The following is a 26,594-nucleotide window of genomic DNA, read 5'->3' as shown; positions in this document are numbered from 1 at the left end:
GCGCGACGCGCTGGCACTCTCCTTGACGGAGTGCTAGCCGAGGAATAACCTGCGATTAGCACTCTCGCCCTGAGGGTGCCAGCTCCCGGGCCGTGAGGCGCGGGCGCGCACGCCAGGCGGACCGGCACCCGCGACGACGGCCCCGCCAGGTGGCATGTGGCAGATTGACGCCGGCCGGCCTCGCTGGCCGGCAACGAAACCAGTACCCCAGGAGGGTATGCCCGTGACTACCGCGACCAAGGTTGCGATCAAGCCGCTCGAGGACCGCATCGTGGTCCAGGCGAACGAGGCTGAGACCACCACGGCGTCGGGCATCGTGATTCCCGACACCGCCAAGGAGAAGCCGCAGGAGGGCACCGTCCTCGCTGTCGGCCCGGGCCGGATCGACGACAAGGGCAACCGCGTGCCGATCGACGTCAAGGTCGGCGACACCGTCCTCTACTCGAAGTACGGCGGCACCGAGGTCAAGTACGCCGGCGAGGAGTACCTGGTGCTCTCCGCCCGCGACGTCCTCGCGGTCATCGAGAAGTAAGCAACCGATCAGTGTCGCTGCCCCGGTCCGGCTCGCCGGGCCGGGGCAGCGGCGCTTCGAAGGGACATTCATGGCGAAGATCCTGAGCTTCTCGGACGACGCCCGACACCTGCTGGAGCACGGTGTCAACGCCCTCGCGGACACGGTCAAGGTCACCCTCGGCCCGCGCGGGCGCAACGTCGTCCTGGACAAGAAATTCGGTGCGCCCACGATCACCAACGATGGTGTGACCATCGCCAAGGAGATCGAGCTCACCAACCCCTACGAGAACCTCGGCGCGCAGCTGGTCAAGGAGGTGGCGACCAAGACCAACGACGTCGCCGGCGACGGGACCACCACCGCGACCGTGCTGGCCCAGGCGATGGTCCGCGAGGGCCTGCGCAACGTGACCGCCGGGGCCAGCCCGTCCGGTCTCAAGCGCGGCATCGACGCGGCGGCCGCCAAGGTCTCCGAGGCGCTGCTCGACCGGGCCGTCGAGGTGGCCGACAAGGAGTCGATCGCGCACGTGGCGACGATCTCCGCGCAGGACGCCACCATCGGCGAGCTGATCGCCGAGGCGATGGAGCGGGTCGGCCGCGACGGTGTCATCACCGTCGAGGAAGGCTCCGCGCTCACCACCGAGCTGGAGGTGACCGAGGGTCTCCAGTTCGACAAGGGCTTCATCTCGCCGAACTTCGTCACCGACGTGGAGTCGCAGGAGTCGGTCCTGGAGGACGCGTACGTCCTCATCACCACGCAGAAGATCTCGGCGATCGAGGAGCTGCTGCCGCTGCTGGAGAAGGTCCTCCAGAACAGCAAGCCGCTGCTGATCATCGCCGAGGACGTCGACGGCCAGGCGCTGTCCACGCTGGTGGTCAACTCGATCCGCAAGACCCTCAAGGTCTGCGCGGTGAAGGCCCCCGGCTTCGGCGACCGTCGCAAGGCGATGCTCCAGGACATGGCGATCCTGACCGGCGCCGAGCTGGTCGCCCCGGAGCTGGGCTACAAGCTCGACCAGGTCGGCCTGGAGGTGCTCGGCACCGCCCGCCGCGTCGTGGTCGACAAGGAGAACACCACCGTCGTCGACGGTGGCGGCCAGGCCTCCGAGGTCGCCGACCGGGTCGCGCAGATCCGCAAGGAGATTGAGGCCTCGGACTCCGAGTGGGACCGGGAGAAGCTGGCCGAGCGGCTGGCCAAGCTCTCCGGCGGCATCGCGGTCATCAAGGTGGGCGCGGCGACCGAGGTCGAGATGAAGGAGCGCAAGCACCGCATCGAGGACGCCATCGCCGCGACCAAGGCCGCGGTCGAGGAGGGTACGGTCCCCGGCGGCGGCGCCGCCCTGGTCCAGATCCTCCCGGTGCTCGACGACCACCTCGGCTTCACCGGTGACGACAAGACGGGCGTGTCGATCGTGCGCAAGGCGCTGGTCGAGCCGCTGCGTTGGATCGCCCAGAACGCCGGCCACGACGGCTACGTGGTGGTGCAGAAGGTCGCCGGCCTCCAGTGGGGCAACGGCCTCGACGCCGCCACCGGCCAGTACGTCGACCTGGTGAAGTCCGGCATCATCGACCCGGTGAAGGTGACCCGCAACGCGGTCACCAACGCCGCCTCGATCGCCGGCCTGCTGCTGACCACGGAGAGCCTCGTGGTGGAGAAGCCGGAGAAGGCCGAGCCGGCCGCCGCCGGTGGTCACGGCCACGGCCACGGTCACGGCCACCAGCACGGCCCGGGTTTCTGACCCACGCCGCAGGCAAGGTCAGGGCGCGCCGTCTCCGCGACGGCGCGCCCTGACCCGTCTCCGGGCCGTCGGAGCCGTCCCGGCGGATTACGGAACGCTGACGGTGTTGGCGGTCCGCCCGTTTGATCGACAACACTGGTCCGATGAGCAGCACCCCCCGCGGCCTCGCCGCGCTGGCCGGGATCACCGCCGCCGCCGTCGCGATCGGCGCGGCGGAGCCGGTGGCGGTCCTCACCGGTCCCCGGTCCGCGCCGCTGATCGCGGTGGGCGGGCTGGTCGTCGACCTCGTTCCCGAGCCGCTCAAGCAGTTCGCCATCGCCGTCTTCGGGGCGTACGACAAGGTCGCCCTGCTGGTCGGGACGGCCCTGCTGCTCGCCGCGTTCGCCGCGCTCCTGGGCGTGCTCGCCGTACGCCGGCTCTGGATCGGGCTGGCCGGCATCGCCGCCTTCGCCGCCCTCGGGGTGGCCGCCGCACTGACCCGGGCCGGCGCGGACGTCGCCGACGCGCTGCCCTCGCTGGTCGGGGCGGGCCTGGGCGCGGCGGTGCTCCGGGCCTTCCTCGCCGGCCCGTTGCAGCTCGACCCGTGGCCGTGGACCCCACCCACGCCACCGGCCACCACAGTCGACACCCCGCCGCCCACCGACCCGCCCGCGCTCGCCGCCGCTGTCGCGCCCGTCACCCAGCCGGTCGGCGCCGCTGCCCCTCCGCCCGAGGACCAGCCGGCCCGGGGCGGTGAGCCGACGACCCCCGACCCGGAGTCGCGGCGACGCTTCCTGCGGGGCGTGGGGGCGCTCGCCGGGGCCGCCGCCGTGGCCGGGCTGGGCGGGCACTGGCTCGCCGGGCGGCGCGGCGTGTCGGCGGCCCGGCAGGCGGTGGCGCTGCCCACGCCGTCCTCGGTGGCGCCGGCCGTGCCGGCGGGCGCGGACCTGCCGCTGGCGCAGCTCGCCCCGTACACGACGCCGACCAGCGGCTTCTACCGGATCGACACGGCCCTGGTGGTGCCGCAGGTGGACCCGGAGACGTGGCGGCTGCGCATCCACGGGCGGGTACGCAACCCGATCGAGCTGAGCTTCGCCGATCTGCTGGCCCGGCCGATGGTGGAGCGGTACGTCACCCTGGCCTGCGTCTCCAACGAGGTGGGTGGGGACCTGATCGGCAACGCGCGCTGGCTGGGCGTACCCATCAAGGAGCTGCTGGACGAGGCGGAGCCGGAGGAGGGCGCGGACCAGGTGGTCGGCCGGTCGGTCGACGGCTGGACCTGCGGCACCCCGACCGCGGTGCTGCGCGACGGGCGGGACGCGCTGCTGGCGGTCGGCATGAACGGCGAGCCGCTGCCGGTCGAGCACGGCTTCCCGGTCCGGATGGTCGTGCCGGGCCTCTACGGCTACGTGTCCGCCTGCAAGTGGGTGACCGAGCTGGAGCTGACCAGCTTCGCCGACTTCGACGCGTACTGGGTGCCCCGGGGCTGGTCGGCGCAGGGGCCGATCAAGACGCAGTCCCGGATCGACACCCCCCGCCCGCGCAACCGGTTGACCGCCGGCCCGATCACCGTGGCCGGCGTGGCCTGGGCACAGCAGCGCGGCATCCGCCGGGTCGAGGTCCGGGTCGACGAGGGGCCGTGGCGGGAGGCGGAGCTGGCCTCGGCGGTGTCGGTGGACACCTGGGTGCAGTGGTCGTGGCGGTGGGACGCCACGCCGGGCGAGCACACGCTCCAGGTGCGTGCCACCGACGCCACCGGCGAGACGCAGACCGGCCGGCGTTCGGCGGTGGCCCCGGACGGCGCCACCGGTTGGCACACGGTGACGGTCACGGTCCGCTGATCCGGGGTCAGCCGGGACGACCGACGCGCAGGTACGTGAGCACGGCCAGGACCCGGCGATTGGTGTCGTCGCTCGGCAGCAGCCCGAGCTTGGTCAGGATACTGCCCATGTGTTTGCCGACGGCCGCCTCGGTGACGTGCAGCGCCGCGGCGATCGCCGCGTTGGAGCGACCCTGGGCGATCAGCATGAGCACCTCGCGCTCGCGGGCGGAGAGTGCGGCCAGCGGATCGCGCGGGCGGTGCAGCAGCCGGCGGACCACGTCGGGGTCGATGACCGTGCCGCCGTCCCGGACGGTACCCAGGTGGGCGACGAAGTCGGCGACCTCGGCCACCCGGTCCTTGAGCAGGTAGCCGATTCCCCGGCCCTCCCCGCTGTCGAGCAGCGCGGCGGCGTACTCGGCCTGCACGTACTGGCTGAGCACCACCACCGCGAGGTCGGGCCGTTCGGTGCGCAGGGCGACGGCGGCGCGCAGACCGTCGTCGCGGCGCTGCGGGGGCATCCGGATGTCCGTCACCACCAGGTCCGGCCGCAGCTCCCGGGCAGCGGCGAGGAGGTCCGGTGCGGAGCCGACGGCGGCGACCACGTCGAAGCCGAACCGGGCCAACAGGACGGCCATGCCCTCCCGCAGGAGGACCTCGTCCTCGGCGAGCACCACCCGGGTCACGGCCGGCACGGCAGTTCCACCCGCACCAGCGTCGGCCCGCCGGGCGGGCTGGCCAGCAGCAGGCGCCCGGCTGCGGCGGCGACCCGGTCGGCCAGACCGGTCAGGCCGGTGCCGCCGGCCGGATCGGCGCCGCCTCGGCCGTCGTCGTAGACCTCGACCACGAGCTGGTCGCCGGAGCGGGTGAGGCGGACCTCGGCCCGGGTCGCGGCGGCGTGCCGGGCCACGTTGCTCAGGCACTCGGAGACGACGTAGTACGCGGTGGTCTCGGCGGTGTCCGGCAGGGGCCCGGCGATGTCGGCGCGGACGGTGACCGGGACGGTGCACTCGTCGGCCACCTCCCGCACCGCGCCGGCCAGGCCGAGGTCGGTGAGACTCTGTGGGCGGATGCCGTGCACGATCTGTCGGAGCAGGGTCATCAGGTCCCGGGCCTGGCCGTGTGCGACCGCCAGCGGGCGGGCGGCGGGAGAGTCCTCGGGCACGTCGAGCCGGGCAAGTCCGAGGTGCAGCGTGATGCTGGTCAGCCGGGGCTGTGCCGCGTCGTGCATGTCCCGCTCGATGCGCCGGCGCTCCGCCTCGTACGCACTCACGAGGCGGGCGCGGGACCGGGTGACCTCGCGGAGGGCCGCCGCGTCCGCCGGCCGGCCGAGCAGCCACCGCCCCACCGCAGCCTGGCCAGCGGCGAGCGCCCCGAGCCCGTACCAGAGCACCGGGAGGAGCAGGACGCCCGCGACCGCGTACGGAACCGCCTCGCCCGGGGTGTCGACGACGGTCCAGGCGAGCACGACCCGATCGGCGTCGCCGGCCAGCCACGGGCCGGTGACCAGCGCCAGGTCCATCACCACGATCAGCAGCACGGCCCAGTACGCCACGGGCACCACCGCCCCCAGGAAGAACGCGTACGCCGTCTCCCGCCAGCCGGCGGCGCTGGTGTAGCGGGCGGCGAGCCCTTCCCACCGGGGCCGGGGCAGCGGGCGGCCGTCCACCACGCCGAGCCGCCAGCGTTCGATCGCCGCCAGGGGGAAGCTCACGACCGGGGCCACGGCCAGCACGGCCACCGCGCCGGCGGCGAAGAACAGCACGAGGGAGAGGGACAACGGGTTGCTCTGCTGGCGGACTCCGTTGACGGTCGCCGCCAGGGGCGCGGCGACGAGGAGCAGCCCGACGGCCAGCGCCGAGGCGATCGGCACGGTGGTGACGAGGTAGGCCAGCGCCCGCCACGGCCACCAGGAGAGCAGGTAGCCGGGTCGGCGTAGCGCCGCGGCCAGGTAGGGGAGCGAAGCCGGCGTCATGTCGCCGACGCTAGTGGGCGCCAGCCGCCCACCCCAGCCGGCGGAACCCACCTCGCGGGTATACCCAGCCCCACCCGGAGTGGGCCCGCCAGCCCCCGTGCGCCTTCCTGCGGCGTGCGGTTCGGTGGACCCATGTCCCTCGACCGCTGGGGCGCCCGGTGTCAGCTGCTCGCCGGACCGCTCTTTCTCGCCGCGAACCTGGCCGCCGCCCGGGCCTGGCACCGGCCGCCGTACAGCTGGGCCGTGCACAACATCAGCGACCTCGGCAACGTGACGTGCGGTCGGTGGGACACCGGCCGGCCGCGTGAGGTCTGCTCACCGTGGCACCCGCTGTTCAACGGCGGGGCGGTCGCCGCCGGCGTGCTGCTCGCCCTGGGGGTGTTGCTCACCTGGTCGGCCCTCGGGCGCGGCCCGGTGGTCCGCGCCGCGCAGTGCGCGACCCTGGCCGCCGCCGCCGGCTACGTCCTGGTCGGCGTCCATCCCGCCGACGTCGACGAGAACGCCCACGTCCTCGGCGCAGTGCTGATCTTCATTCCGGGCAATCTCGGCATCCTCGTGGCGGTCCTGGCCCGGCGGGCGACCGTGCTGGGCTCGGCGCGCCGCCTGAGTCTCGTGCTGGGGCTGGCCGGGGTGGTCGGGACGCTGCTCTTCCTGACCCGGGTCGACCTCGGCTTCGGGGTGGGCGGCATGGAGCGGGTGGCGGTCTTCCCGCTGCTCGTCTGGCAGGCCGCTCTGGCGCTGCTGCTCCAGCCGGGCGGGGCGGGTCCAGCCGCGCGGGGCGGGTGACAAGGCCGGCCGGGTGCCGTACCCGGTGAGGCCGGCCGCGCGCGGCGACGCCGCGCCCCGAGGGGGACGCGGCGTCGGCGGAGGTCGGTCGGTCAGGCGATCTTGCGCTGGTCCGGCACGGCGGACTTGTGCGGGCGGCCCAGCCGGGCCTCCAGCCGGGCGATGTCGACCCGGGTCTGCCGGCGGTCGGCCAGGTCCTCCCAGCCGAGGGCGAGCAGGCGCAGCCGCTCCGACTCGCTGAAGCCGCCCCAGACGCCGTACGGCTCGCGGACGGCGAGGGCGTGCGCCGCGCACTCGGCCCGGACCGGGCAGGCGCGGCAGACGGACTTGGCGCCCATCTCGCGGCGCAGCCGGGACGACCCGCGCTCGCCGTCGGGGTGGAAGAACTGGGCGCTGTCCCGGCCCCGGCAGGCGCCGAGACGCTGCCAGTCCCACAGGTCGACGATGGGTCCGGGCAATCTGCGTACGTTCGACATCAGCACCCCTCCTCCCGCGCGGAACCGCGGAGATCCTCTGTGAACCGGTGTCCGTGCGGCGGTCCGCGCAGGCGCACCGTTCCGGCTTGAACGCCTCGGTACCCGGGCTTTCCCCGACTCACACGTCTGTGATCGAAAACCTCGGACAACTCGCGGCATATGCCCCAGATGTCGGAAAAGTTCGGAGGATTGCCCGGAACCCCCTCCCGGGCCGAGCCCGTCGTGGTCTGCTCGTGACCGGAGAGGAGACCACAGTGCGTACCGTTCTCGTATGCGTTCGGACACCGCTCGCCGCGCAGCAGTTGACTTCCGCGGCGGCCCGTCTCGGGTTGGCGGCGGTCGTGCGGACAGCCGTCTCCGATCCCGAGGTGATGCTGCGGCTCGCCGAGCGTCCCGTCGACGTGGTGCTCGCCGACACGGCCCTCACCCGGCCCGACAGCGCCGGCTTCGTCCGCCGGGTGCTGGCGCGCGCGCCGCAGGCCGCCGTGCTGCTGCTCGGCACCGAGGAGTCCGAGGCGGCGGCGGCGAGCATCAGCGCCGGGGCCCGAGGGCTGATTCAGGGCGCCGACCACGATCTCACCAGCGCGGTGGCCAAGGCCCTGCTGCTGCTCTCCGCGCCCGGCAGGGCAGCCCGGCACCGGGTGACCGACCCGGTGCGGGACACCGCCGCGGTCGGCGCGCCACCCCGGCCGGTCGCCGGCCGTCCCCCGGCCGGCGCGGCGACCGCTTGGTCCGCCGGCCCCGCCGAGACGCCCGGCGGACCGCCGTCGGTGGTGCCGGTGCAGCGCGGTGACGACGAGGCGGAGCCGGAGGCCGCCGAGCCCGAGACCCCGCCGCCGTCGGGTCGGCGCGGCGCGCCCGGGGCGCGCGGCGGGCGGACCCCGGTCGGGCTGACCGAGCGGGAGCTCCAGGTGCTGCTCGGCATGGCCGAGGGGAAGAGCAACGCGGAGATCGGGCGGGAGCTGTTCGTCTCCGAGGACACGGTCAAGACGCACGCCCGCCGGCTGTTCCGCAAGCTCGGCGCCCGGGACCGGGCGCACGCGGTGGCAGCCGGCTTCCGGGCCGGCCTGGTGGCCTGACCGTCCGCCGCCGGGCCCGACCAGCCTCAGCCGTCGGCGGAGCTGTCGTCCTCGGCGGTCTCGGTCAGCGTGTCGTGCACCCCGTCGGCGTATCCCCGGGCGTAGTCCCAGGTGACGTAGTGGTCCGGGTCGGGGTCGTAGGCCGGCTCGTGCACCCGGGGGCGGCCCGAGCTGAGCAGGTGCCGCAGGTTGCCCCGGAGCAGGTCCCAGTCGAAGTAGTGCGGCTCGCGGCAGTCCTCGCACTCGATGACCAGCCCACGCACCCCGATCGGGGCCAGCAGGGCCTGGTAGATCTCCAGGTCGGCCAGATCTTCCAGCACGTCCTGGCGCTCGACCTCGGTCAGCGGGTCGAGCGCGGCGTCCTCGCCCGGGTCGTGCAGGTCCGCGGCCGGATCGGCCGGGTCGCCGTTGAACGGGTCGATGGGCTCGTCTTGCACCCCCTCACCGTAGACCCAACCCCGCCGGGGCGCGTGCCCCCGGGCGTCGCTGTGGCACCGCCTACCCGCGCCGCCGCCGCCGGAGCCCGCCCAGCTCAATGGGTACGATGGACCGACGCGGCGTCACCCCGGCGTGCGCCGGTGCCCGCGCGCCACCTCGCTGAAGCCCGTCCGAGCAGCTCAGGGGAGCAATCGTGGAGAATTCGCCCAGCACCGACCAGCTGACCGGAGCCGTACCCGGCGAGGTCGGCGGTCACCTGCCGGAGCTGCCGGCCGGCTCGGCGCGGATCGTGCCCCTCGGGCTGACCTTCGACGACGTGCTGCTCCAGCCGGGCGAATCGGACGTGGTACCCAGCCGGGTCAACACCCGGACGAAGCTCACCCGCAACGTCGAGCTGACCGTGCCGCTGCTCTCCAGCGCGATGGACACCGTCACCGAGGCGCGGATGGCGATCGCGATGGCCCGCCAGGGCGGCATCGGCGTGCTGCACCGCAACCTCTCCCTGGAGGACCAGGCGCTCCAGGTCGACCTGGTCAAGCGCTCCGAGTCCGGCATGATCACCAACCCGGTGACCGCCAGCCCGGACGACACCCTCCGCGAGGTCGACGAGCTCTGCGGCCGCTACCGCATCTCCGGCGTGCCCGTGGTGGACGGCGACGGCCAGCTGGTCGGCATCGTCACCAACCGCGACATGCGCTTCGTCTCCGAGCCGGACACCCCGGTCCACGAGATCATGACCCGGACGCCGCTGGTCACCGCGCCGGTCGGGGTGAGCAAGGACGACGCCCTCGACCTGCTGCGCCGGCACAAGGTGGAGAAGCTGCCGATCGTCGACGACTCGGGCCGGCTGCGCGGGCTGATCACCGTCAAGGACTTCACCAAGAGCGAGCAGTACCCGAACGCCACCAAGGACGACGCCGGCCGGCTCCGGGTCGCCGCCGCGGTCGGGGTGGGCGAGGACGCCTACAAGCGGGCCCGCACCCTGGTCGACGCGGGCGTCGACGTGATCATCGTGGACACCGCGCACGGTCACCAGCGGGCCGTGCTGGACATGGTGCGCCAGCTCAAGAAGGACGTGACCATCGACATCGTCGGCGGCAACGTCGCCACCTACGCCGGGGCGAAGGCGCTGGTGGACGCCGGTGCCGACGGCGTCAAGGTGGGTGTCGGCCCGGGCGCGATCTGCACCACCCGGATCGTCGCCGGGGTGGGCGTACCGCAGATCACCGCGATCATGGAGGCGGCGCGGGCCGCGCGGCCGGCCGGTGTCCCGGTCATCGGCGACGGAGGCATCCAGTACTCCGGCGACATCGCCAAGGCGCTGGTCGCCGGCGCCGACACGGTGATGCTCGGCAGCCTGCTGGCCGGCTGCGAGGAGAGCCCCGGCGAGCTGATCTTCATCAACGGCAAGCAGTACAAGGCCTACCGGGGCATGGGCTCGCTCGGCGCGATGCAGTCCCGCGGCCAGGCCAAGTCCTACTCCAAGGACCGCTACTTCCAGCAGGACGTGCTCGCCGAGGACAAGCTCGTCCCCGAGGGCGTCGAGGGCCAGGTGCCCTACCGGGGGCCGCTCTCCGCGGTCGCCCACCAGCTCATCGGCGGGCTGCGGGCCGCGATGGGGTACGTCGGCGCGGAGAGCATCCCCGAGCTGCACCGCCGTGGCCAGCTCATCCGGATCACGGCGGCCGGGCTCAAGGAGAGCCACCCGCACGACATCCAGATGACCGTCGAGGCGCCCAACTACCACTCCCGCTGACCATCCCCCAACCACCTGGAGTCCCCCATGCGTGACGTGGTCGAGATCGGGCTGGGCAAGACCGCGCAGCGCGGTTACCACCTGGACGACATCGCCATCGTGCCGAGCCGCCGGACCCGGGACGTCGACGACGTCTCCACCAGTTGGCAGCTCGACGCGTACCAGTTCGACATCCCCTGCGTCGGGCACCCGTCGGACGCCACCATGAGCCCGGCCTCGGCGGTGCGGCTCGGCCAGCTCGGCGGCCTCGGCGTGCTCAACGTCGAGGGGCTCTGGACCCGGTACGAGAACCCGAGCAAGATCCTGGAGGAGCTGGCCGGCCTCGACGAGGACGCCCGGGCGACCAAGCGGCTCCAGGAGGTCTACGCCGAGCCGATCCGGCCCGACCTGATCGCCGAGCGGGTCCGCGAGCTGCGCGCCGGCGGCGGCACGGTCGCCGTCCGGGTCTCCCCGCAGCACACCCTGGCGCTGGCCCCGGTGATCCTGGACGCCGGCGTGGACATCCTCGTCATCCAGGGCACCATCGTCTCGGCCGAGCATGTCTCGACCACCGACGAGCCGCTGAACCTCAAGGAGTTCATCGCCGACCTCGACCTGCCGGTGGTCGTCGGCGGCTGCACCGACTACAAGACGGCGCTGCACCTGATGCGCACCGGCGCGGCCGGCGTGATCGTCGGCATCGGCGGCGACGACTGGTCCACCACCGAGTCGGTGCTCGGCATCCGGGTGCCGATGGCCACCGCGATCGCCGACGCCGCCGCGGCCCGTCGCGACTACCTGGACGAGACCGGCGGCCGGTACGTGCACCTGATCGCCGACGGCGACATCCAGACCTCCGGCGACATCGCCAAGGCGCTCGGCTGCGGCGCGGACGCGGTGATGCTCGGCGAGGCGCTGTCGCTCTGCGAGGAGGCGCCCGCGGGTGGCGCCTGGTGGCACTCGGCCGCCAGCCACCCGTCCCTGCCGCGCGGCGCGTTCGAGGTGGCCGGCGAGCCGCTCGGCTCGATGGAGCGGCTGCTCTTCGGCCCGGCCGACGAGCCGGACGGCCAGCTCAACCTCTTCGGCGGGCTGCGCCGGGCCATGGCCAAGTGCGGCTACCGCGACCTCAAGGAGTTCCAGAAGGTCGGCCTGGTCCTGGACCGCTGACCTCGACGAACCGCTCCGACGCACCGGCCGGGCCGATAGGCTCGGCCGGTGCGTCGTCCTCCCGCCCGGCTCCGGCCGGCGCTCGCCGTGGCCGTCGCGGCGGCGGTGGTCCTGGTCGGTTGCACCGGGCCGGACGACGACACCGACGGCTTCCGGCCCGGTGCGACCGACGCCGGTGACCCGTACGTCCCCGGCCGGGGCAACGGCGGCTACGACGTCTCGGCCTACCGGCTCCGGGTGCGCTACGACCCGGCGAGCGACCGGCTGACCGGCCGGGCCTCCGTCACCGCCACCGCCACCGCCGCGCTTTCCCGGTTCAACCTGGACCTGGTCGGGTTGGACGTCTCCCGGGTCACCGTCTCCGGGGCGGCGGCGGAGCACCGCCGCGACGGCGACGAGCTGGTGGTCACCCCGCCGCGCGGCCTGCCGCGCGGCACCGCGTTCACCGTGGACGTCGACTACGGCGGGACACCCACCTCGGTGGCCGACGCCGTGCTGGGCAGCGGTGGCTGGCTGCACACCGCCGACGGCGCGGTCGCCCTCGGCCAGCCCGACTCGGCGGCCACCTGGTTCCCGGTCAACGACCACCCCTCCGACAAGGCGACCTACGACGTCGAGGTGACCGTCCCGGACGGACTGGCCGCACTGAGCAACGGGGTGCCCGGGCCGAAGGCCGCCCGGGACGGCTGGACGACCTGGCGGTGGACGGAGTCCTCGCCGATGGCCAGCTACCTGAGCACCCTGGTGATCGGGCGGTACCGGGTCCGGACCGACACCCACGCCGGCAGGCCGATGGTCACCGCGGTGGCGGCGGCTCTCCCGGTGGACGGTCCGCAGGCCCGGTCGCTCGCCCGCACCGGCGTGATCGCCGACTTCCTGGCCGAGCGCTTCGGGCCGTACCCGTTCGGGTCGTACGGCGGCATCGCGGTCGCCGACGAACGGATCGGGTACGCGTTGGAGACGCAGTCCCGGCCGGTCTACGGGCCCGGCTTCTTCCGCGGCGGCCGGCCGAACGAGTCGGTGGTCGTGCACGAGCTGGCCCACCAGTGGTTCGGGGACAGCGTCACGCCGGCCCGGTGGAGCGACATCTGGCTCAGCGAGGGCTTCGCCACGTACGCCGAGTGGCTCTGGGAGGAGCACGGCGGCGGCCGCAGCGCGCAGCGGAACTTCGAGCTCCGGTACGCCGCGACCGACTGGTCGAAGCCGTCGGTGGACCCGGGCCGGGCGGCGATGTTCGGCGACGCCGTCTACCAGCGCGGCGCGCTCGCCGTCCACGCGCTGCGGCGCGCCCTCGGCGACGAGACCTTCTTCCGCCTGCTGCGCGGCTGGATTGCCGAGCGGCGCGACGGCACGGTGACCACCGCCGACTTCGTCGGGTACGCCGAGCGGACCGCCGGCCGCCCGCTGGGTCCGTTCCTCGACGCCTGGCTGGTCGGCGCGAGCGCCCCCGCCCTGCCGTGACGGCCTCGTGACCGTCGATCGGTAGGCTGCCCTCCGCGACCGGCCTCAATGGGCGGTCGGCGGTGGCGGCACGGGGTCTCCACCGGCACGGGGGAGGAAGCACGAATGAGAGTGGGACGGCGAAGTTTGTCGACGGGTGTCGCGGTGCTGATGGCCGGGACCGTCGGGGTGGCCGGCTGCGAGTCGGACCGGTCGGGGTCGACGCCTTCGGGGAGCTCCGCCACGACCCCGTCGCGAAACTTCCAGCCGGGCGCGGCAGGGGTGGGCGACGCCTACTTCCCGAGCTACGGCAACGGCGGTTACGACGTGAGCGGCTACACCGTCAAGGTCCGCTACGACCCGGCCAAGGACCAGCTCACCGGCGTCTCCACGGTGAAGGCCGCCGCGACCGCGGACCTGAAGTCGTTCAACCTGGACCTGGCCGGTCTCACCGTGACCGCGGTGACGGTGGACGGCGCCCCGGCCACCCACGCGCGGGAGAAGAACGAGCTGGTGGTCACCCCGGCCAAGGGGCTCGCCACGGGCGCCGCCTTCGTCGCCGAGGTCAGCTACGAGGGGGTGCCGAAGCCGCTGAAGAACGAGGCGCTGGGCGAGGGGGGCTGGTTCCACACCTCCGACGGGGCGATCGCCCTGGGCCAGCCGGAGTCGGCCAGCACCTGGATGCCGGTCAACGATCACCCCTCCGACAAGGCCACCTACGACTTCGAGATCACCGTTCCCGACGGCCTGACGGCGGTCAGCAACGGGCTGCTGCGCGGCAAGGCCGCCAAGGACGGCTGGACCACCTGGAGGTGGAGCGAGGCGGCGCCGATGGCCAGCTACCTCAGCACGGTGGTGATCGGGAAGTTCCGGACGAACACCGGTTTCCACAAGGGACGTTCGGTCTTCAACGCGGTCAGCACGAAGGTGCCGAAGGGCGCCGCGGACGACTCGATCCTCCAGACCATCAAGGTCGCGGACTACCTGGAGAGCCTCTTCGGCCCGTACCCGTTCGCGACGTACGGCGGGGTGGTCGTCTCGGACAAGCGCATCGGCTACGCGCTGGAGACGCAGAGCCGGCCGGTCTACTCCGCCGGCTTCTTCCGCCGGGGTGAGAACACCGCGGTGGTCACGCACGAACTGGCGCACCAGTGGTTCGGCAACAGCGTGGCGCTGACGAAGTGGCAGGACATCTGGCTCAACGAGGGTCTCGCCTCGTACGCCGAGTGGCTCTGGGCGGAGCACACCGACGAGTACACCGCCAAGCAGGCGTTCGACATCCGCTACGCGCGGGTGCCCGCCGAGGTCTGGCGTACCCCGCCGGGCAAGCCGGGGGCGAAGAAGCTGTTCAGCGAGTCGGTCTACCAGCGGGGTGCGATGACCGTGCACGCGCTGCGGGTCGCGGTCGGCGACAAGGCGTTCTTCGAGATCCTCAAGACCTGGGCGACGGAGAAGCGCAACGCCAACGCGACCACCGAGGAGTTCGTGGCGCTGGCCGAGCGGATCTCCGGCAAGCAGCTCGACAAGCTCTTCGACGCCTGGCTGTACGGCACGAAGAAGCCGGCCGCGCCGAAGAAGCTCTGACCCGTCACCTCCGGACCCGCAGCTCGGGGTGGGCGGCGACGTACGCCTCGGCGTCGCCCGCCTTGAGCGCGGTGAGGAAGTCCCGCCCGACCTTCTTGAGCTGCTCGCCCCGGTAGGCGCTGCCCCTGCCGAGACCCGCGCCGGGCAGCCCGACCAGGGTGATCCGGTCCGCCGGCAGCCCGCCCAGCGCGTACGCGAGGTCCACGATGCGGGGCCCGCCGGCGTAGAGCAGGGTGTCGCCGAGCGCCGCGGTGAGCTGCTCGACCCGGTCCGGCTGCCGGGCCAGCCCCTCGTCGAGGATCTTGGTGGCCATCGCCTTCAGCAGTTGCTGCTGGTGGCGCTGCCGGGCGTAGTCGCCCCCGGTGATGTACCGCTGGCGCGCGTAGTCGAGCGCCTGCCAGCCGTTGAGGTGCCGTTCGCCCTGCTCGTAGACCATCTGCGGCCCGGTGTAGCCCCCCGGTGCGGGGTCCCGGTGCCGGCCGTCGGGCCGCCGGTGCAGCGAGACCACCCGCTGGTCGATGTAGAGGTCCACCCCGCCGAGGGTGTCCACCAGCCGGTCGAAACCGGTGAAGGTGATGACCGCGCCGGCGTCGACGCGCAGTCCGGTGTAGCCGCTGACCGTGCCGCGTAGCAGTTCGTACCCCTGGGCGGCGCTCGGCTGCTTCGGGCTGCCCGGCACCCGGCTGCCGTAGCTCATCGCGTGGGTGAGCTTCGTCCGCCCGCCCCGGTAGCCGGACTTCGGGAAGGCCGGGATGTCGACGAGCAGGTCGCGGGGGAGGGAGAAGAGGTACGCCCGGTCCAGCCCGGCGGGCACGTGCAGCATCAGCACCGAGTCGGCGTGCGGCTCCCACCCCGGCACGCTGACCCGGGTGTCGATGCCGACCAGCAGCAGGTTGAGCGGGCCCTTGACGCCGGCGCCCGGCGGGGCGGTCGGGCTCGGGGCGGCGGTGCCGCCGGGCGGGCCGGTGGTGGCGGCCGGCCCGGGCCGGCGCTCGGGCCCGGAGTCGCCGACCAGCCGGGTGACGACCAGCGCGCCGCCGGCCACCAGGAGGACCGCCACGAGGGCGGCCAGCAGCAGCGCTCGACGCGGCCGCCGCGTTCCTGACTCGCGACTCATGCTCGTCACCCCCGTCTGCACAACGCTCCGACGGGGGCCCCGGGTTGCGCTCGGGGCCGGGCGGATCGGTGGACGGAAGCATGATCGCGGAAAACCGGCACTGGCGCGACGGCTACCCGACGGTAATGATGGCGTTCATGCGGTACGACGTGGTCGTCATCGGGTCCGGCTTCGGTGGCGGCGTCACCGCGCTCCGGCTGGCGGAGAAGGGCTACACCGTCGCTGTGCTGGAGGCCGGCCGCCGGTTCACCGACGACGAGTTCCCGAAGACCTCCTGGGACGCCCGACGGTTCCTCTGGGCGCCCCGGCTCGGCTGCTACGGCCTGCAACGGATCACCCTGCTGCGCTCGGCCGACCGGAAGGCCGGCGGCGGGGTGATGGTGCTCTCCGGCGCCGGGGTGGGTGGCGGCTCGCTGGTCTACGCCAACACCCTCTACGAGCCGCTGGACGCCTTCTACGACGACCCGCAGTGGCGGGGGATCACTGACTGGCGCGACGAACTGGCCCGCCACTACGACCAGGCGAAGCGGATGCTCGGGGTCACCGCGTACCCGGTGCACACCGGGGCGGACCGGGCGATGCGGGCGGTGGCCGAGCGGATGGGGGTGGCGCACACCTTCCACGCCACCCCGGTGGGCGTGCACATCGGCCGTCCGGGGCAGCGGGTGCCCGACCCCTACTTCGGCGGCGCCGGGCCGGAGCGCACCGGGTGCACGCACTGCGGCTCGTGCATGACCGGTTGCCGGCACGGCGCGAAGAACACCCTGGTAAAGAACTACCTCTGGCTGGCCGAACGGCTCGGCGTCGAGGTGCGTCCGCTGACCACGGTGACCGGCGTGCGGCCCGCCGCCGGCGGCGGGTACGAGGTGAGCACCGTCCGCACCGGCGCGTGGCTGCGCCGGCGGCGGCAGGTGATCCACGCCGACCAGGTCGTCTTCGCCGCCGGGGCGCTCGGCACCCAGCGGCTGCTGCACGAGATGCGGGCGAGTGGGGCGCTGCCGGGTCTCTCGGCGCGGCTCGGCGAGCTGACCCGGACCAACTCGGAGGCGATCCTCGGGGCGTCGGTGCCCCGCCAGCGGGCCCGGGCCGCGCGGTTGGACTTCACCGAGGGGGTGGCGATCACCAGTTCGTTCCATCCGGATCCGCAGACCCACATCGAGCCGGTCCGCTACGGCCGGGGCTCCAACGCGATGGGGCTGCTCCAGTCGCTGCTGGTCGACGGGGGGCCGCACCGGGTCCGGCGCTGGCTGGGCAGCCTGCTGCGACAGCCGGGCACGGCGGCGCGGATGCTCTCGGTGCGCGGCTGGTCGGAGCGTACGGTGATCGCCCTGGTGATGCAGTCGGTGGACAACTCGCTGACCACCCGGTTCCGGCGCGGTCCGTTCGGCCGGCGGCTGGTCTCCGGGCCGGGGCACGGGGCGCCCAACCCGACCTGGATCCCGGCCGGCAACCGGGCGGTCCGGCTGCTCGCCGAGGAGATCGGCGGCACGCCCGGCGGGGCGCTCACCGAGCCGTTCAACATCCCGATGACCGCGCACATCCTCGGCGGGGCGGTGATCGGCGCCGGTCCGGACGACGGGGTGATCGACCCCTGGCACCGGGTGTACGGCCACCCGGGGCTGCACGTGGTGGACGGCGCGGCGGTCTCGGCCAATCTCGGCGTGAACCCGTCGCTGACCATCACCGCGCAGGCGGAGCGCGCGATGTCCTTCTGGCCGAACAAGGGCGAGGAGGATCCCCGGCCGCCGCTCGGCGCGCCGTACACCCGGCTGAAGCCGGTGGCCCCGCGCCACCCGGCGGTGCCGGCGGACGCCCCGGGCGCGCTGCGCGCCTAGATCAGGGGTTTGCGGAGCAGGGGTTTGCGGAGGATGTGGTTGATCCCGAATTCGGTCTCGCTGATCCGGACGTCGTGGTAGCCCAGCCGGTGGTAGAAGCCGTGCCCGGTGAGGCTGGCCCCGGTCTCCATGTGGTCGTGGCCCTCGCCACGGGCCAACTCCTCGATGTGGGTCATCAGCCGGCGGCCGACGCCCCGGCCGGCCTGGTCCGGCCGGACGAACATCGTGTAGACCTTGTTGCCGTCCCGGGACACCGTGCCCACCACCTCGGACGGCCCATGCTGCGCGACGAACACCTGCCGGACGGTGGCGAGTTCGCGGAACCTGGCGGGGCTGAAGTGGTCGCACATCCGCTCGATCAGGGTGGCCGGGTAGTCGCGGCTGTTGACCTCGCGCAGGCACCGCGCGACCAGCAGCGCCACGCTCTCGGCGTCCGCGTCGCGGAACCGCCGTACCGTCACCTCGGTCATGCCGCCCCTTTCCGCGCCACCAACGGGTCGGGCCGATGCTAGGTCGCACTCGTCCGGGCCGCTGCCCGGCGGGCGCCGTGGGCGTCGCGACGGGGACCGGACCGGTGGGTCCGGCGACCCGGGCGCGACGCGGCGCGCGGGGAGTGTGGCCCGTGCCCGGCGTCGGCGTGCCGGTGGGTAGGCTTTCTGCACATGAGCACGCCTCGCCCCGTCCTCGTGGTGGACTTCGGAGCCCAGTACGCCCAGCTCATCGCGCGCCGGGTGCGCGAGGCGAGGGTCTACTCGGAGATCGTCCCGCACTCCATGCCGGTCGCCGAGATGCTGGCGAAGAACCCGGCCGCGATCATCCTGTCCGGTGGTCCGTCCAGCGTCTACGCGCCCGACGCCCCGCAGATCGACGCCGGCGTGTTCACCGCCGACGTGCCGGTCTTCGGTATCTGCTACGGCTTCCAGGCGATGGCTCAGGCGCTCGGCGGCACGGTCGCGCGGACCGGCAACCGGGAGTACGGCGGCACGCCGCTGCGTCCCCGCCTGCTCGACCCCGGCGTACTGCTGCGTGACCTGCCGGCCGACCTGCCAGTGTGGATGAGCCACGGCGACTGCGTGACCGAGGCCCCGGAGGGCTTCACGGTGACCGCCGAGTCGGCGGGCGCGCCGGTCGCCGCGTTCGAGGATCTGGCCGGCCGCCGCGCCGGCGTGCAGTTCCACCCCGAGGTCGGGCACACCGCGCACGGCCAGGAGATGCTCACCCGCTTCCTGTACGACATCGCGGGCATCGAGCCGACCTGGACGCCGGAGAACATCATCGACGAGCAGGTCGCCCGGATCCGGGAGCAGGTGGGCGACAAGGAGGTCATCTGCGGCCTGAGCGGCGGGGTGGACTCCGCGGTCGCCGCGGCGCTGGTACACAAGGCGGTCGGTGACCAGCTGACCTGCGTCTTCGTCGACCACGGCCTGTTGCGGGCGGGCGAGGCCGAGCAGGTGGAGAAGGACTACGTCGCGGCCACCGGCATCAAGCTGAAGGTGGTCGACGCGCAGGAACGGTTCCTCGGCGCGCTGGCCGGGGTCACCGACCCGGAGCAGAAGCGCAAGATCATCGGTCGGGAGTTCATCCGGGTCTTCGAGGCGGCCGCGCGGGAGGTCGCCGCGCACGGCGACGTCGAGTTCCTGGTGCAGGGCACGCTCTACCCGGACGTGGTGGAGTCCGGCGGCGGCACCGGCACCGCCAACATCAAGAGTCACCACAACGTCGGCGGCCTGCCGGACGACCTGAAGTTCGCGCTGGTCGAGCCGCTGCGCACGCTCTTCAAGGACGAGGTCCGGGCGCTCGGTCTGGAGCTGGGCCTGCCCGAGGCGATGGTCTGGCGGCACCCGTTCCCCGGCCCCGGCCTGGCCATCCGGATCATCGGCGCGGTCGACCAGGAGCGGCTGGACCTGCTCCGCAGGGCCGACCTGATCGCCCGGGAGGAGCTGACCGCCGCCGGGCTGGACCGGGGGGTCTGGCAGTTCCCGGTGGTGCTCCTGGCGGACGTGCGCAGCGTCGGCGTGCAGGGTGACGGGCGCAGCTACGGGCATCCCGTGGTGCTGCGCCCGGTCTCCAGCGAGGACGCGATGACCGCCGACTGGTCCCGGCTGCCCTACGAGGTGATCGCCCGGATCTCCACCCGGATCACCAACGAGGTCGCCGAGGTCAACCGGGTGGTCCTGGACGTGACCAGCAAGCCGCCGGGCACCATCGAGTGGGAGTGACGCGGGCTCACGCGGCGGGCGGCGTCGGCGGCTGAGGCTGCGGCCGGGTCTCCGGCTCCGGCCGCAGCGGCACGGTCGGGTCCGCTGCCGTGGCCGGCGCCGCGGTCGTGGTGGGCCAGGTGGCGCCGGCCGGCGGCGCCCCCGGTGCCGGCCAGGTGGCCGGGGCCGCCGGGTGCGGCCAGGCGGGCGCGCCCGCCGGCTCCTCCGGCATCAGGAACCACATGATCGGGTACGCCAGCGCGGCGAGTCCGCCGGTGAGCAGGGTCGTCACCGCGAACACCACCCGGACCAGGGTGGGGTCGACGGCGAAGTAGCGGCCGAGGCCGCTGGCGACGCCGGCCACCATCCGGTCGGTGGTGGGTCGGCGGAGCTGCTTGTACGGGGCCTGAGGGGTGCTCGTCGAGGTCATGTCTCCACGGTCCGCGCCCGACGGCCGGCCGACCTCGGTGACCGCCCGGATGCCTACCCTGACCGATCCCTGATGCGCCAGCGCAGAGTCAGGAATCTGACTCTTTTCGATGTTGGCAACCGTGGCCGGGGAGAATTTGGCCCCGTGACCACCTTGCTGGAGCCGCTCCGCAGGATCGCGGCATACGCAGTTTGTGCTGACCCGGCCGGCCGGGTGTTGCTGGTCCGCGCCTCGGAGCGCTCCGGCACCCCCGGAGTGTGGTCGCTGCCCGGTGGGGCGGTCGACCACGGCGAGGACCCGCACCACACCGTCGTCCGGGAGACCGCCGCCGAGACGGGGCTCTCGGTCGCCGTCTCCGGGCTGGAGGACGTCCTCGCCGACATGCGGGCGCTGCCCGAGCGGGGCATCACCATCCACACCGACCGTCTGCTCTACCGGGTCTCCGTCCGGGGCGGCACGCTCGCCGACCGGGTCGACCGCCCGACCGACCTGGCCCGGTGGTACACCCTCGACGAGGCTCGCGAGCTGCCGCTGCGCTCGTTCACCGCCCGCGCCCTGGGCCTGCCGGCCAGCTCGGCCGACATCGTCCCGGACGAGGCCCCGGAGTTCCCGTCCTTCTACGCGGTGCCCGGCCCGGACGGCCTGCACCGCGCCCAGCGTTTCGCCGCGTACGCCGTGGTGACCGACCCCGAGGGTCGGGTGCTGCTGACCCGGGTCTCCGACGGCTACCCGGGCGCGGGCTGCTGGCACCTGCCCGGTGGCGGCACCGACTACGGTGAGCAGCCCGGCGCGGCGCTGATCCGCGAGCTGGTGGAGGAGACCGGCCAGACCGGCCGCCTGGTCGAGCTGCTCGGCGTGGCGAGCCACCGGGACGCCGCCTCGCTCGGCCCGGAGGGCTATCCGATCGACTGGCACGGGGTGCGCGCCTTCTACCGGGTGGTCGTCGACCAGCCGGCGCCGCCCACGGTCGCCGACGTCGGCGGCTCCACCTGCGAGGCGCGGTGGTTCGCCCGCGACGAGCTCACCGCGCTGCCCACCCACCGCCTCACCGAGGTCACCGCCGAGGCCGTGCAGGCCGCCCGCCTCACCTGAACCCTCCGCCCCACTCCGTCGGCCGTGCGGTCGACGGCGCGGCACGCCGTACCGGGGCCCGTTAACCTCATGATCGACGGTGACCGGGGTCGGGGCGGGGAGCGGGACACGTGGAGCAGCGGCGGCGGATCGGGGCGTACGGGATCCTGCGGGACGCCGACGGGCGGGTGCTGCTGGCCCGGGGCGGGCCGTCCTGCCCCTACCCGGGGGTGTGGCAACTGCCCGGCGGCGGCCTGGCGCACGCCGAGCACCCGGCGCACGCGGTGGTCCGCGAGTTCGCCGAGGAGACCGGCCTCGCCGTGCGGGTGACCGGGGTGCGGGCCGCGCTCGCCGACGTCGCCACCTTCCCCGGCGTCGCGGTGCACACCGACCGGTTGATCTTCGACCTGGCCGCGGACGGCGGCCGGCTGCGGCCGGAGCGCGGCGGCGGCAGCGACGAGCTGGCCTGGTTCCGGCCCGCCGAGGCGGCGGCGGTGCCGCTGATGCCGTTCACCGCCGAACTGCTCGGCCTGCCCGTCGTCCCCCTTCCGCCGGACCTGCCCCGGCCGCTGCCGGCCGGGTCGACCGTCGGGCCGGTCGCCGACCGCCGGCAGCGTTTCGCCGCGTACGGCCTGGTCACCGACCCGGACGACCGGGTGCTGCTCACCATGATCGCGCGGGGCTATCCGGGAGCGGGCCGGTGGCACCTGCCCGGGGGTGGCACGGATCACGGGGAGCAGCCGACCACCGGCCTGCTCCGCGAGCTGGTGGAGGAGTCCGGGCAGCTCGGCCGGGTGGGCGAGCTGTTGATGGTCGACAATCTGCACAACCCCGCCGCCCTCGGCCCGGAGGGTCGGCCGCTGGACTGGCACGCGGTGCGGGTGGTCTACCGGGTGCTGGTCGACCGGCCGGGCGACCCGATGGTGACCGAGCAGGCCGGGGGATCGACCGAACGGGCGGCCTGGTTCACGCCGTCCCAGGTCAGCGCGCTGCGCCTGACCGAGGTCGCGGCCCTGGCAACGGGACGTGCGGTCAGATAGCACACGCACGCCGGGCCGATGCTGGCGACCTCCGGTACAGTCGGAAATAGGGGTTGGCGGAGAGAACGGGCGAGGATGCCCGGGGATGGGAATAACAGAGCGCTTCGTGCGGTTATAGGCAGATAGAAGTACCGCCGGCAGCTATCGCCAACCACCACCCCGCTGTGCAATGGTGTACTCCGCTTAAACGGCTGCCGGGCCACGAGCGGTCCGGCACGAGACAGCCGGACACCGCCCCTGAGGGCGGCCAGCCGATCCGGTGATGGAGGAAACGTGCCGAGAGCCCCATGGCGCCGGCGTCGTACGACTGACAGTCCGCGCCCCGCAGGGCGTCGCTGGGCGGGCCGGTTGCGCCGCAGCAGCACCTTCGCCCGTCAGGTACTGCTGGTCCGGGTGGGACGCCGCGACGGCGACCAGCGTGCCGGCGCCGACCTGGTGTTCCCCGAGCGTATGGGGGACACGCCGCGCCGCCACTACGGCTTCGACCGGGCCGGCCGGGCCGGCCGCGCCGACCTCGAGGCCGTCATGCCGGTCAGCCCGGCGCTGGCCCCCGGCTCGCCGGTCGACGACCCGCAGGCGATCTCCATCCCGCTGCTGCCGGGGGAGCGCACCGCCGCCCGCCGGATGAAGTTCGCGCTGGTCAACGCCTGCACCCTGGCCAGCCTGATGCTCGGCATCAACGCCATCTTCATCGCCATGGCCGGCGATGCCCGGCTGGCCGCGCTCCTGCTCATCGCCTGCGTGGTCTTCGACGGCCTGGACGGCGCGCTCGCCCGCAAGCTCGGGGTGGCCAGCCCGTTCGGCGCCCAGATGGACTCGCTGGCCGACATGTGCTCGTTCGGCCTGGCCGCGCCGGTGGTGGTCTACGCCTCGCTGGCCGGTTCGGCGCCCACCGGGGCCGCCGCCGTGGCCGCCGCCCTCGTCGCGGCCTGCGCCGCGATCCGGCTCGCCCGGTTCAACGTCTCGCCGAAGGACGGCCGGTTCTTCTGCGGCGTACCGACCACGATGGCGGCGGCGGTGCTCGCCCTGACGGTCGCCATCGGGCTGCCGCTACCGGCCGTCGTGCAGATCGCCGGGGTGGCCCTGCTGGCCTTCGCCATGGTGTCCAGCTTCCCGTACGCGAAGCTGGCCCGGCTGGTCAAGCTGCCGCCGTGGGTCTGGTTGGCCCCGGTGATCGGCGCGCTGGTCGACATCCGGCTCACCTTCGCCCTGGTGGTGGTGGGCTACCTGGTCAGCGGTCCGCTGCTCTGGCTGCACCAGCGCCGCACCGCCTGACCCACCCGCACGTACGCAGAAGGGGCGCCGCGACCGCGGCGCCCCTTCTCGCGTCGGTGGTCAGCGCCAGCGGGCGATGACCGTGGCCCCCCCGACGACCTTGTCGCCCGGCCCGACCAGCGGTTCGGCGGCGTCGACCGGCAGGTAGACGTCGGTGCGCGAGCCGAACCGGATCAGGCCGAAGCGCTCGCCCCGGGCCAGCAGCGCCCCGATCGGCGCCCGCTGGACGATCCGCCGGGCGATCAGGCCGGTCCGCTGTGCCACCACGACCGTGCCGTGCTCGGTGTCCAGCACCGTGTACGCGGCCACGTTGTGCTCGGCGTCCGGCTTCATCGCGTTGACGAAGCCACCGTCGGCGACGAAGTAGTCGACCACCTTGCCGGCCACCGGCGCCCGGTTGACGTGCACGTCCAGCACCGACAGGAAGACCGCGATCCGCAGCCACTCGCCGGCGCCGAAGCGCTCGTCGTGCAGCCGCTGCACGGAGAGCACCCGGCCGTCCGCGGCGGCGACCACGGCGGACGGGTCCTCCGGCACGTCCCGCTCCGGGTCGCGGAAGAACGCGGCCACCGGGCCGGCGGCCAGCGCCGGCAGCAGCCAGAGCTTCGACTTGGGCCGGACCACCCGGGCGACCGCGGCCAGCCCGAGGGCGATGCCGGCCGCCGCCACGCCGTTGGAGTCGATGTGCATGCTGCGGGTCAGCGGGACGCTGGACGGCCGGTGCGCCGGGGCGAGCCGGGCGGCCGACGCCGCGTCGGCCGGGGTGAACCGGAGGTGGTGCACCCGGACCGGCGGCTGGTTGCGCAGCACCAGGTCGTTGCGGACCCCGTGCAGGATGCCCTGCCGGTCCAGTTCGGCGGCGGCGCCGTCGGTGCGGAAGACCGGTGCGGCCACGCTCAGCACCGCGCCGTCGCCGAGGTACTTGGCCAGGCCGTCGACGGCGGTGCGGGTCTCCTCGGCGGTGCCGGTGAACGGCTCGGCGGCGATGACCACCTCGGCGGCGTCGGCCTCGGCGAGGGAGTCGACGACGCGGACCCGGTCGGCGACCCAGCGGCCCTGCGCCGACACGTGCTCGCGCAGCGCGCCGGCGTCGGCCGTCCCGGCCGGCACGACGGTGAGCCGGTCACCGGGGAGCAGCGCGTCGATCGCCGCGGCCAGCACCGCGGACTCCGGCGACGCGCCGACCAGGAGGGCGCCCTTCGGGTCGTTGCGCCGGGCGAGTTCGGCGACGAGGGTACGGGCGGCGCGCTCGCCGAGGCGAACCGGACCGGGCCGGCCCGAGGTGCGCACGGCGGGGGACTGGGTCATGTCGGGCGGGCTCCTGACGGGGTAGAGGCGGGACCGCCACGGCGACCTGGCCGACGGCCCCGGGTCGGGGCCCGGCGACCGGAGCGGCCGTGACCGGTGCCGACGGCCCGGCCGGCCGAGGCGGGATCTGCACGGCCAGCATACGAGTCCCCGCCCGGGGTTCGCACCGCCGTGGTCACGCCGGTCGCCGGTGCTCGCCGGTCACCGGCCGCCCCGGGCGTCACCGGCCCGACCGGCGCTGTCGCCCCGGTCCGCCGCGGGCTCGTCCTCCGGGTACCGGTAGCGGGCGTCGGCCGGACGGTCCTCGACCGCCTCGGACGGCCGGTCGTCGACCGCGTCCGGGGGGCACTCGTCCGCCTCGCCCGTCGGCCGGTACGGGGGCTCCTCGTCGGTCCGGGGCTCCTCGTCCGGTCCCCAGACGGGGGCGAGGGAGCTCTCCGGGCCCTCGAGGTGGACCTCGGGCGCGTCCGGGGCGTGGAACCGGTGGGTGTCCGGGTGCCGGTCGTCCAGCGGGGCGGGCCAGCCGACGGCGGGGTCCGGCGCGTCGGCGGAGCCGCGGTCGTCCCGGTCCGGGTCGCCCGGTGCCGGCCCGCCGCCGGCGGCCGGGTCGGCGTGCCGGCCCCAGCGCAGCGCCCCCACCAGGCCGAGCAGTCCGATCAGGAGCAGCCCTCCGGCCAGGAACCAGCCGACCGGCGGCAGGGCGAGCCCGAGCATCCGGGCGAGCAGCCACCAGACGGAGAGCCCGACGAAGATCAGGCCGAAGGCGAGCGAGACGAGATCCGTGCGGTGCGGCTTCACCGGGTCACCTCCAGGTTGCCGGCGTTGACCTGGACGGAGAGGCGCAGCTTGCCGCCGCCGGCACCGTCCGGGCCGAGGTCGGTGACCTCCCGGGTGGGGCCGTCCAGGCCGCCGGAGCGCCGGCCGAAGACGGTGGCGTCCCCGGCGTTGACGTCGGCGACCGCCGTGACGTCGACGTTCGGCGGCACCACCACGGTCGCCTCACCAAAGTTGATCACCACGGAGATCTGGGTGTCCCGTCCGTCGAAGTTCACCCCGCGCAGGTCGAGCGTGGCGTCGCCGAAGCTGTTCTCGTACCGGACGGCGACCTCCCGGTGGTCGGTGGGCGCCCAGGTGACGTTGCCGTCCACCCCGCGGATCCGGTCGTAGGACTCGTCCAGTGTGGCGATCCCGAGCGCGGCGGCGGTCACCAGGCCCAGCGCGATCAGCCAGCGGGCCCGGCCGAACCAGGTGCCGACCAGCAGCCCGAGGCCGATGGTGGCCAGCGCCGCCGCGAAGTAGCCGGCCGCGCCGACCGGGAAGACGTCCAGCAGGTCGAGGATCGCCACCACGCCCAGGGCCAGGAAGATCAGGGAGAAGGTCGCCGCGCCGAGCGCGGACCGCTCGCGCGGCCGCTTCGGGCGCTTGACCGGCGGCGGCGGGGGCGGCGGAGGCGGCGGCGGCGAGGCGGCGTACGGCCCGCGCGGCGCGAACGGCGCCCGGTAGGCGCCGGGCGCCGGCGCCGCGGCCGGCGGGACCGGGGGGACGGAGAGCGGCCCGCCCGTCGTGGCCTGCGCTCCGGCCGTGGGCGGCCGG

The 26,594-nt window shown here is 74.1% G+C and carries 23 protein-coding genes and 1 pseudogene; 14 read left to right on the top strand and 10 right to left on the bottom strand.

The window, feature by feature from the left end; all coding sequences use genetic code 11:
- The first annotated feature begins 223 nt into the window (after positions 1 to 223).
- From groES to V6U79_RS19130, 3 genes are all read left to right on the top strand, one after another.
- Positions 224 to 532 carry a co-chaperone GroES gene (gene groES, locus V6U79_RS19140; protein ID WP_012015047.1) on the top strand — a complete coding sequence of 103 codons (309 nt, stop codon included), beginning with the start codon at positions 224 to 226 and terminating at the stop codon, positions 530 to 532.
- Between the two features lie 70 nt (positions 533 to 602).
- Positions 603 to 2,249, top strand: a complete 1,647-nt coding sequence (gene groL / locus V6U79_RS19135) for a chaperonin GroEL (RefSeq protein ID WP_334529539.1) — start codon at positions 603 to 605, stop codon at positions 2,247 to 2,249.
- A 143-nt stretch (positions 2,250 to 2,392) separates the two neighbouring features.
- Positions 2,393 to 4,069, top strand: coding sequence for a molybdopterin-dependent oxidoreductase (locus tag V6U79_RS19130; protein WP_334615359.1), 1,677 nt, complete (start codon positions 2,393 to 2,395; stop codon positions 4,067 to 4,069).
- Between the two features lie 7 nt (positions 4,070 to 4,076).
- Here V6U79_RS19130 and V6U79_RS19125 read toward each other — a convergent pair whose 3' ends face one another.
- Positions 4,077 to 4,742: a response regulator transcription factor gene (locus V6U79_RS19125; protein ID WP_334615358.1), complete on the bottom strand. Its 666-nt coding sequence runs from the start codon at positions 4,740 to 4,742 to the stop codon at positions 4,077 to 4,079.
- Positions 4,730 to 6,022: a sensor histidine kinase gene (locus V6U79_RS19120; protein ID WP_334615357.1), complete on the bottom strand. Its 1,293-nt coding sequence runs from the start codon at positions 6,020 to 6,022 to the stop codon at positions 4,730 to 4,732. Before V6U79_RS19120 ends, V6U79_RS19125 begins: the two co-directional genes overlap by 13 nt.
- A gap of 132 nt (positions 6,023 to 6,154) precedes the next feature.
- On the opposite strand from V6U79_RS19120, the gene V6U79_RS19115 reads away from it, so the two are divergent.
- Positions 6,155 to 6,808, top strand: a complete 654-nt coding sequence (locus tag V6U79_RS19115) for a DUF998 domain-containing protein (RefSeq protein ID WP_334529552.1) — start codon at positions 6,155 to 6,157, stop codon at positions 6,806 to 6,808.
- 92 nt (positions 6,809 to 6,900) lie between these two features.
- On the opposite strand, the gene V6U79_RS19110 is transcribed toward V6U79_RS19115, so the two are convergent.
- Entirely contained in the window at positions 6,901 to 7,284 is a 384-nt protein-coding gene (locus tag V6U79_RS19110) for a WhiB family transcriptional regulator (RefSeq protein ID WP_334529555.1), read from the bottom strand.
- A 254-nt stretch (positions 7,285 to 7,538) separates the two neighbouring features.
- Here V6U79_RS19110 and V6U79_RS19105 point away from each other — a divergent pair, with 254 nt between their 5' ends.
- Positions 7,539 to 8,363, top strand: coding sequence for a helix-turn-helix transcriptional regulator (locus V6U79_RS19105; RefSeq protein ID WP_334615356.1), 825 nt, complete (start codon positions 7,539 to 7,541; stop codon positions 8,361 to 8,363).
- A 26-nt stretch (positions 8,364 to 8,389) separates the two neighbouring features.
- Here the strand turns inward: V6U79_RS19105 and V6U79_RS19100 are convergent, their stop codons facing one another.
- Positions 8,390 to 8,800, bottom strand: a complete 411-nt coding sequence (locus V6U79_RS19100) for a DUF5319 domain-containing protein (protein ID WP_334529560.1) — start codon at positions 8,798 to 8,800, stop codon at positions 8,390 to 8,392.
- 194 nt (positions 8,801 to 8,994) lie between these two features.
- Between V6U79_RS19100 and guaB the strand changes: the two genes are divergently transcribed.
- The 4 genes from guaB (at position 8,995) to V6U79_RS19080 (ending at position 14,727) form a co-directional block, all read left to right on the top strand.
- Complete coding sequence (gene guaB, locus V6U79_RS19095; RefSeq protein ID WP_334615355.1) at positions 8,995 to 10,557, top strand: IMP dehydrogenase; 1,563 nt, start codon at positions 8,995 to 8,997, stop codon at positions 10,555 to 10,557.
- A gap of 27 nt (positions 10,558 to 10,584) precedes the next feature.
- The gene (locus V6U79_RS19090; RefSeq protein WP_334529565.1) at positions 10,585 to 11,703 is read left to right on the top strand and encodes a GuaB3 family IMP dehydrogenase-related protein; all 1,119 of its coding nucleotides are present in this window, start codon (positions 10,585 to 10,587) and stop codon (positions 11,701 to 11,703) included.
- 48 nt (positions 11,704 to 11,751) lie between these two features.
- Positions 11,752 to 13,164 carry a M1 family metallopeptidase gene (locus V6U79_RS19085; RefSeq protein ID WP_334529568.1) on the top strand — a complete coding sequence of 471 codons (1,413 nt, stop codon included), beginning with the start codon at positions 11,752 to 11,754 and terminating at the stop codon, positions 13,162 to 13,164.
- Between the two features lie 150 nt (positions 13,165 to 13,314).
- Positions 13,315 to 14,727, top strand: a complete 1,413-nt coding sequence (locus tag V6U79_RS19080) for a M1 family metallopeptidase (RefSeq protein WP_442933799.1) — start codon at positions 13,315 to 13,317, stop codon at positions 14,725 to 14,727.
- Positions 14,728 to 14,731: 4 nt separating this feature from the next.
- On the opposite strand, the gene V6U79_RS19075 is transcribed toward V6U79_RS19080, so the two are convergent.
- The gene (locus V6U79_RS19075; protein ID WP_334615354.1) at positions 14,732 to 15,844 is read right to left on the bottom strand and encodes an LCP family protein; all 1,113 of its coding nucleotides are present in this window, start codon (positions 15,842 to 15,844) and stop codon (positions 14,732 to 14,734) included.
- A 137-nt stretch (positions 15,845 to 15,981) separates the two neighbouring features.
- Between V6U79_RS19075 and V6U79_RS19070 the strand changes: the two genes are divergently transcribed.
- Entirely contained in the window at positions 15,982 to 17,679 is a 1,698-nt protein-coding gene (locus V6U79_RS19070) for an FAD-dependent oxidoreductase (protein ID WP_334615407.1), read from the top strand.
- Here V6U79_RS19070 and V6U79_RS19065 read toward each other — a convergent pair.
- Complete coding sequence (locus V6U79_RS19065) at positions 17,676 to 18,149, bottom strand: GNAT family N-acetyltransferase (RefSeq protein ID WP_334529579.1); 474 nt, start codon at positions 18,147 to 18,149, stop codon at positions 17,676 to 17,678. The two genes, V6U79_RS19070 and V6U79_RS19065, sit on opposite strands and share 4 nt — an antisense overlap.
- 192 nt (positions 18,150 to 18,341) lie before the next feature.
- Between V6U79_RS19065 and guaA the strand changes: the two genes are divergently transcribed.
- Entirely contained in the window at positions 18,342 to 19,898 is a 1,557-nt protein-coding gene (guaA, locus tag V6U79_RS19060; RefSeq protein ID WP_334529582.1) for a glutamine-hydrolyzing GMP synthase, read from the top strand.
- Positions 19,899 to 19,905: 7 nt separating this feature from the next.
- On the opposite strand, the gene V6U79_RS19055 is transcribed toward guaA, so the two are convergent.
- Positions 19,906 to 20,307, bottom strand: a complete 402-nt coding sequence (locus V6U79_RS19055) for a PspC domain-containing protein (protein WP_334529585.1) — start codon at positions 20,305 to 20,307, stop codon at positions 19,906 to 19,908.
- A 144-nt stretch (positions 20,308 to 20,451) separates the two neighbouring features.
- On the opposite strand from V6U79_RS19055, the gene V6U79_RS19050 reads away from it, so the two are divergent.
- From V6U79_RS19050 to V6U79_RS19040, 3 genes are all read left to right on the top strand, one after another.
- Entirely contained in the window at positions 20,452 to 21,399 is a 948-nt protein-coding gene (locus tag V6U79_RS19050) for an NUDIX hydrolase (protein ID WP_334529588.1), read from the top strand.
- Positions 21,400 to 21,509: 110 nt separating this feature from the next.
- On the top strand, positions 21,510 to 22,418 hold the full coding sequence (locus V6U79_RS19045) for an NUDIX hydrolase (RefSeq protein ID WP_334529591.1): 909 nt from the start codon (positions 21,510 to 21,512) through the stop codon (positions 22,416 to 22,418).
- 348 nt (positions 22,419 to 22,766) lie between these two features.
- Positions 22,767 to 23,693 (top strand): CDP-alcohol phosphatidyltransferase family protein, encoded by a 927-nt coding sequence (locus tag V6U79_RS19040; RefSeq protein ID WP_334529593.1) that lies wholly within the window; start codon positions 22,767 to 22,769, stop codon positions 23,691 to 23,693.
- 60 nt (positions 23,694 to 23,753) lie between these two features.
- Here the strand turns inward: V6U79_RS19040 and V6U79_RS19035 are convergent, their stop codons facing one another.
- From V6U79_RS19035 to V6U79_RS19025, 3 genes and pseudogenes are all read right to left on the bottom strand, one after another.
- A complete protein-coding gene (locus V6U79_RS19035; RefSeq protein ID WP_334529596.1) occupies positions 23,754 to 25,001 on the bottom strand; it encodes a phosphatidylserine decarboxylase in 1,248 nt (415 codons plus the stop codon).
- A 564-nt stretch (positions 25,002 to 25,565) separates the two neighbouring features.
- A pseudogene (locus V6U79_RS19030) lies at positions 25,566 to 25,799 on the bottom strand (hypothetical protein); the annotation flags it as partial.
- Positions 25,796 to 26,594: LiaF domain-containing protein (locus V6U79_RS19025; RefSeq protein ID WP_334615353.1), on the bottom strand; the 799-nt coding region annotated here is incomplete at its 5' end. The gene V6U79_RS19025 and the pseudogene V6U79_RS19030, both read right to left, overlap by 4 nt.

This window comes from Micromonospora psammae, from assembly GCF_036902725.1.
Lineage (GTDB): Bacteria > Actinomycetota > Actinomycetes > Mycobacteriales > Micromonosporaceae > Micromonospora.
The sequence above is the reverse complement of the archived record's forward strand: the minus strand, read 5'-3'. Positions and strand labels throughout refer to the sequence as shown.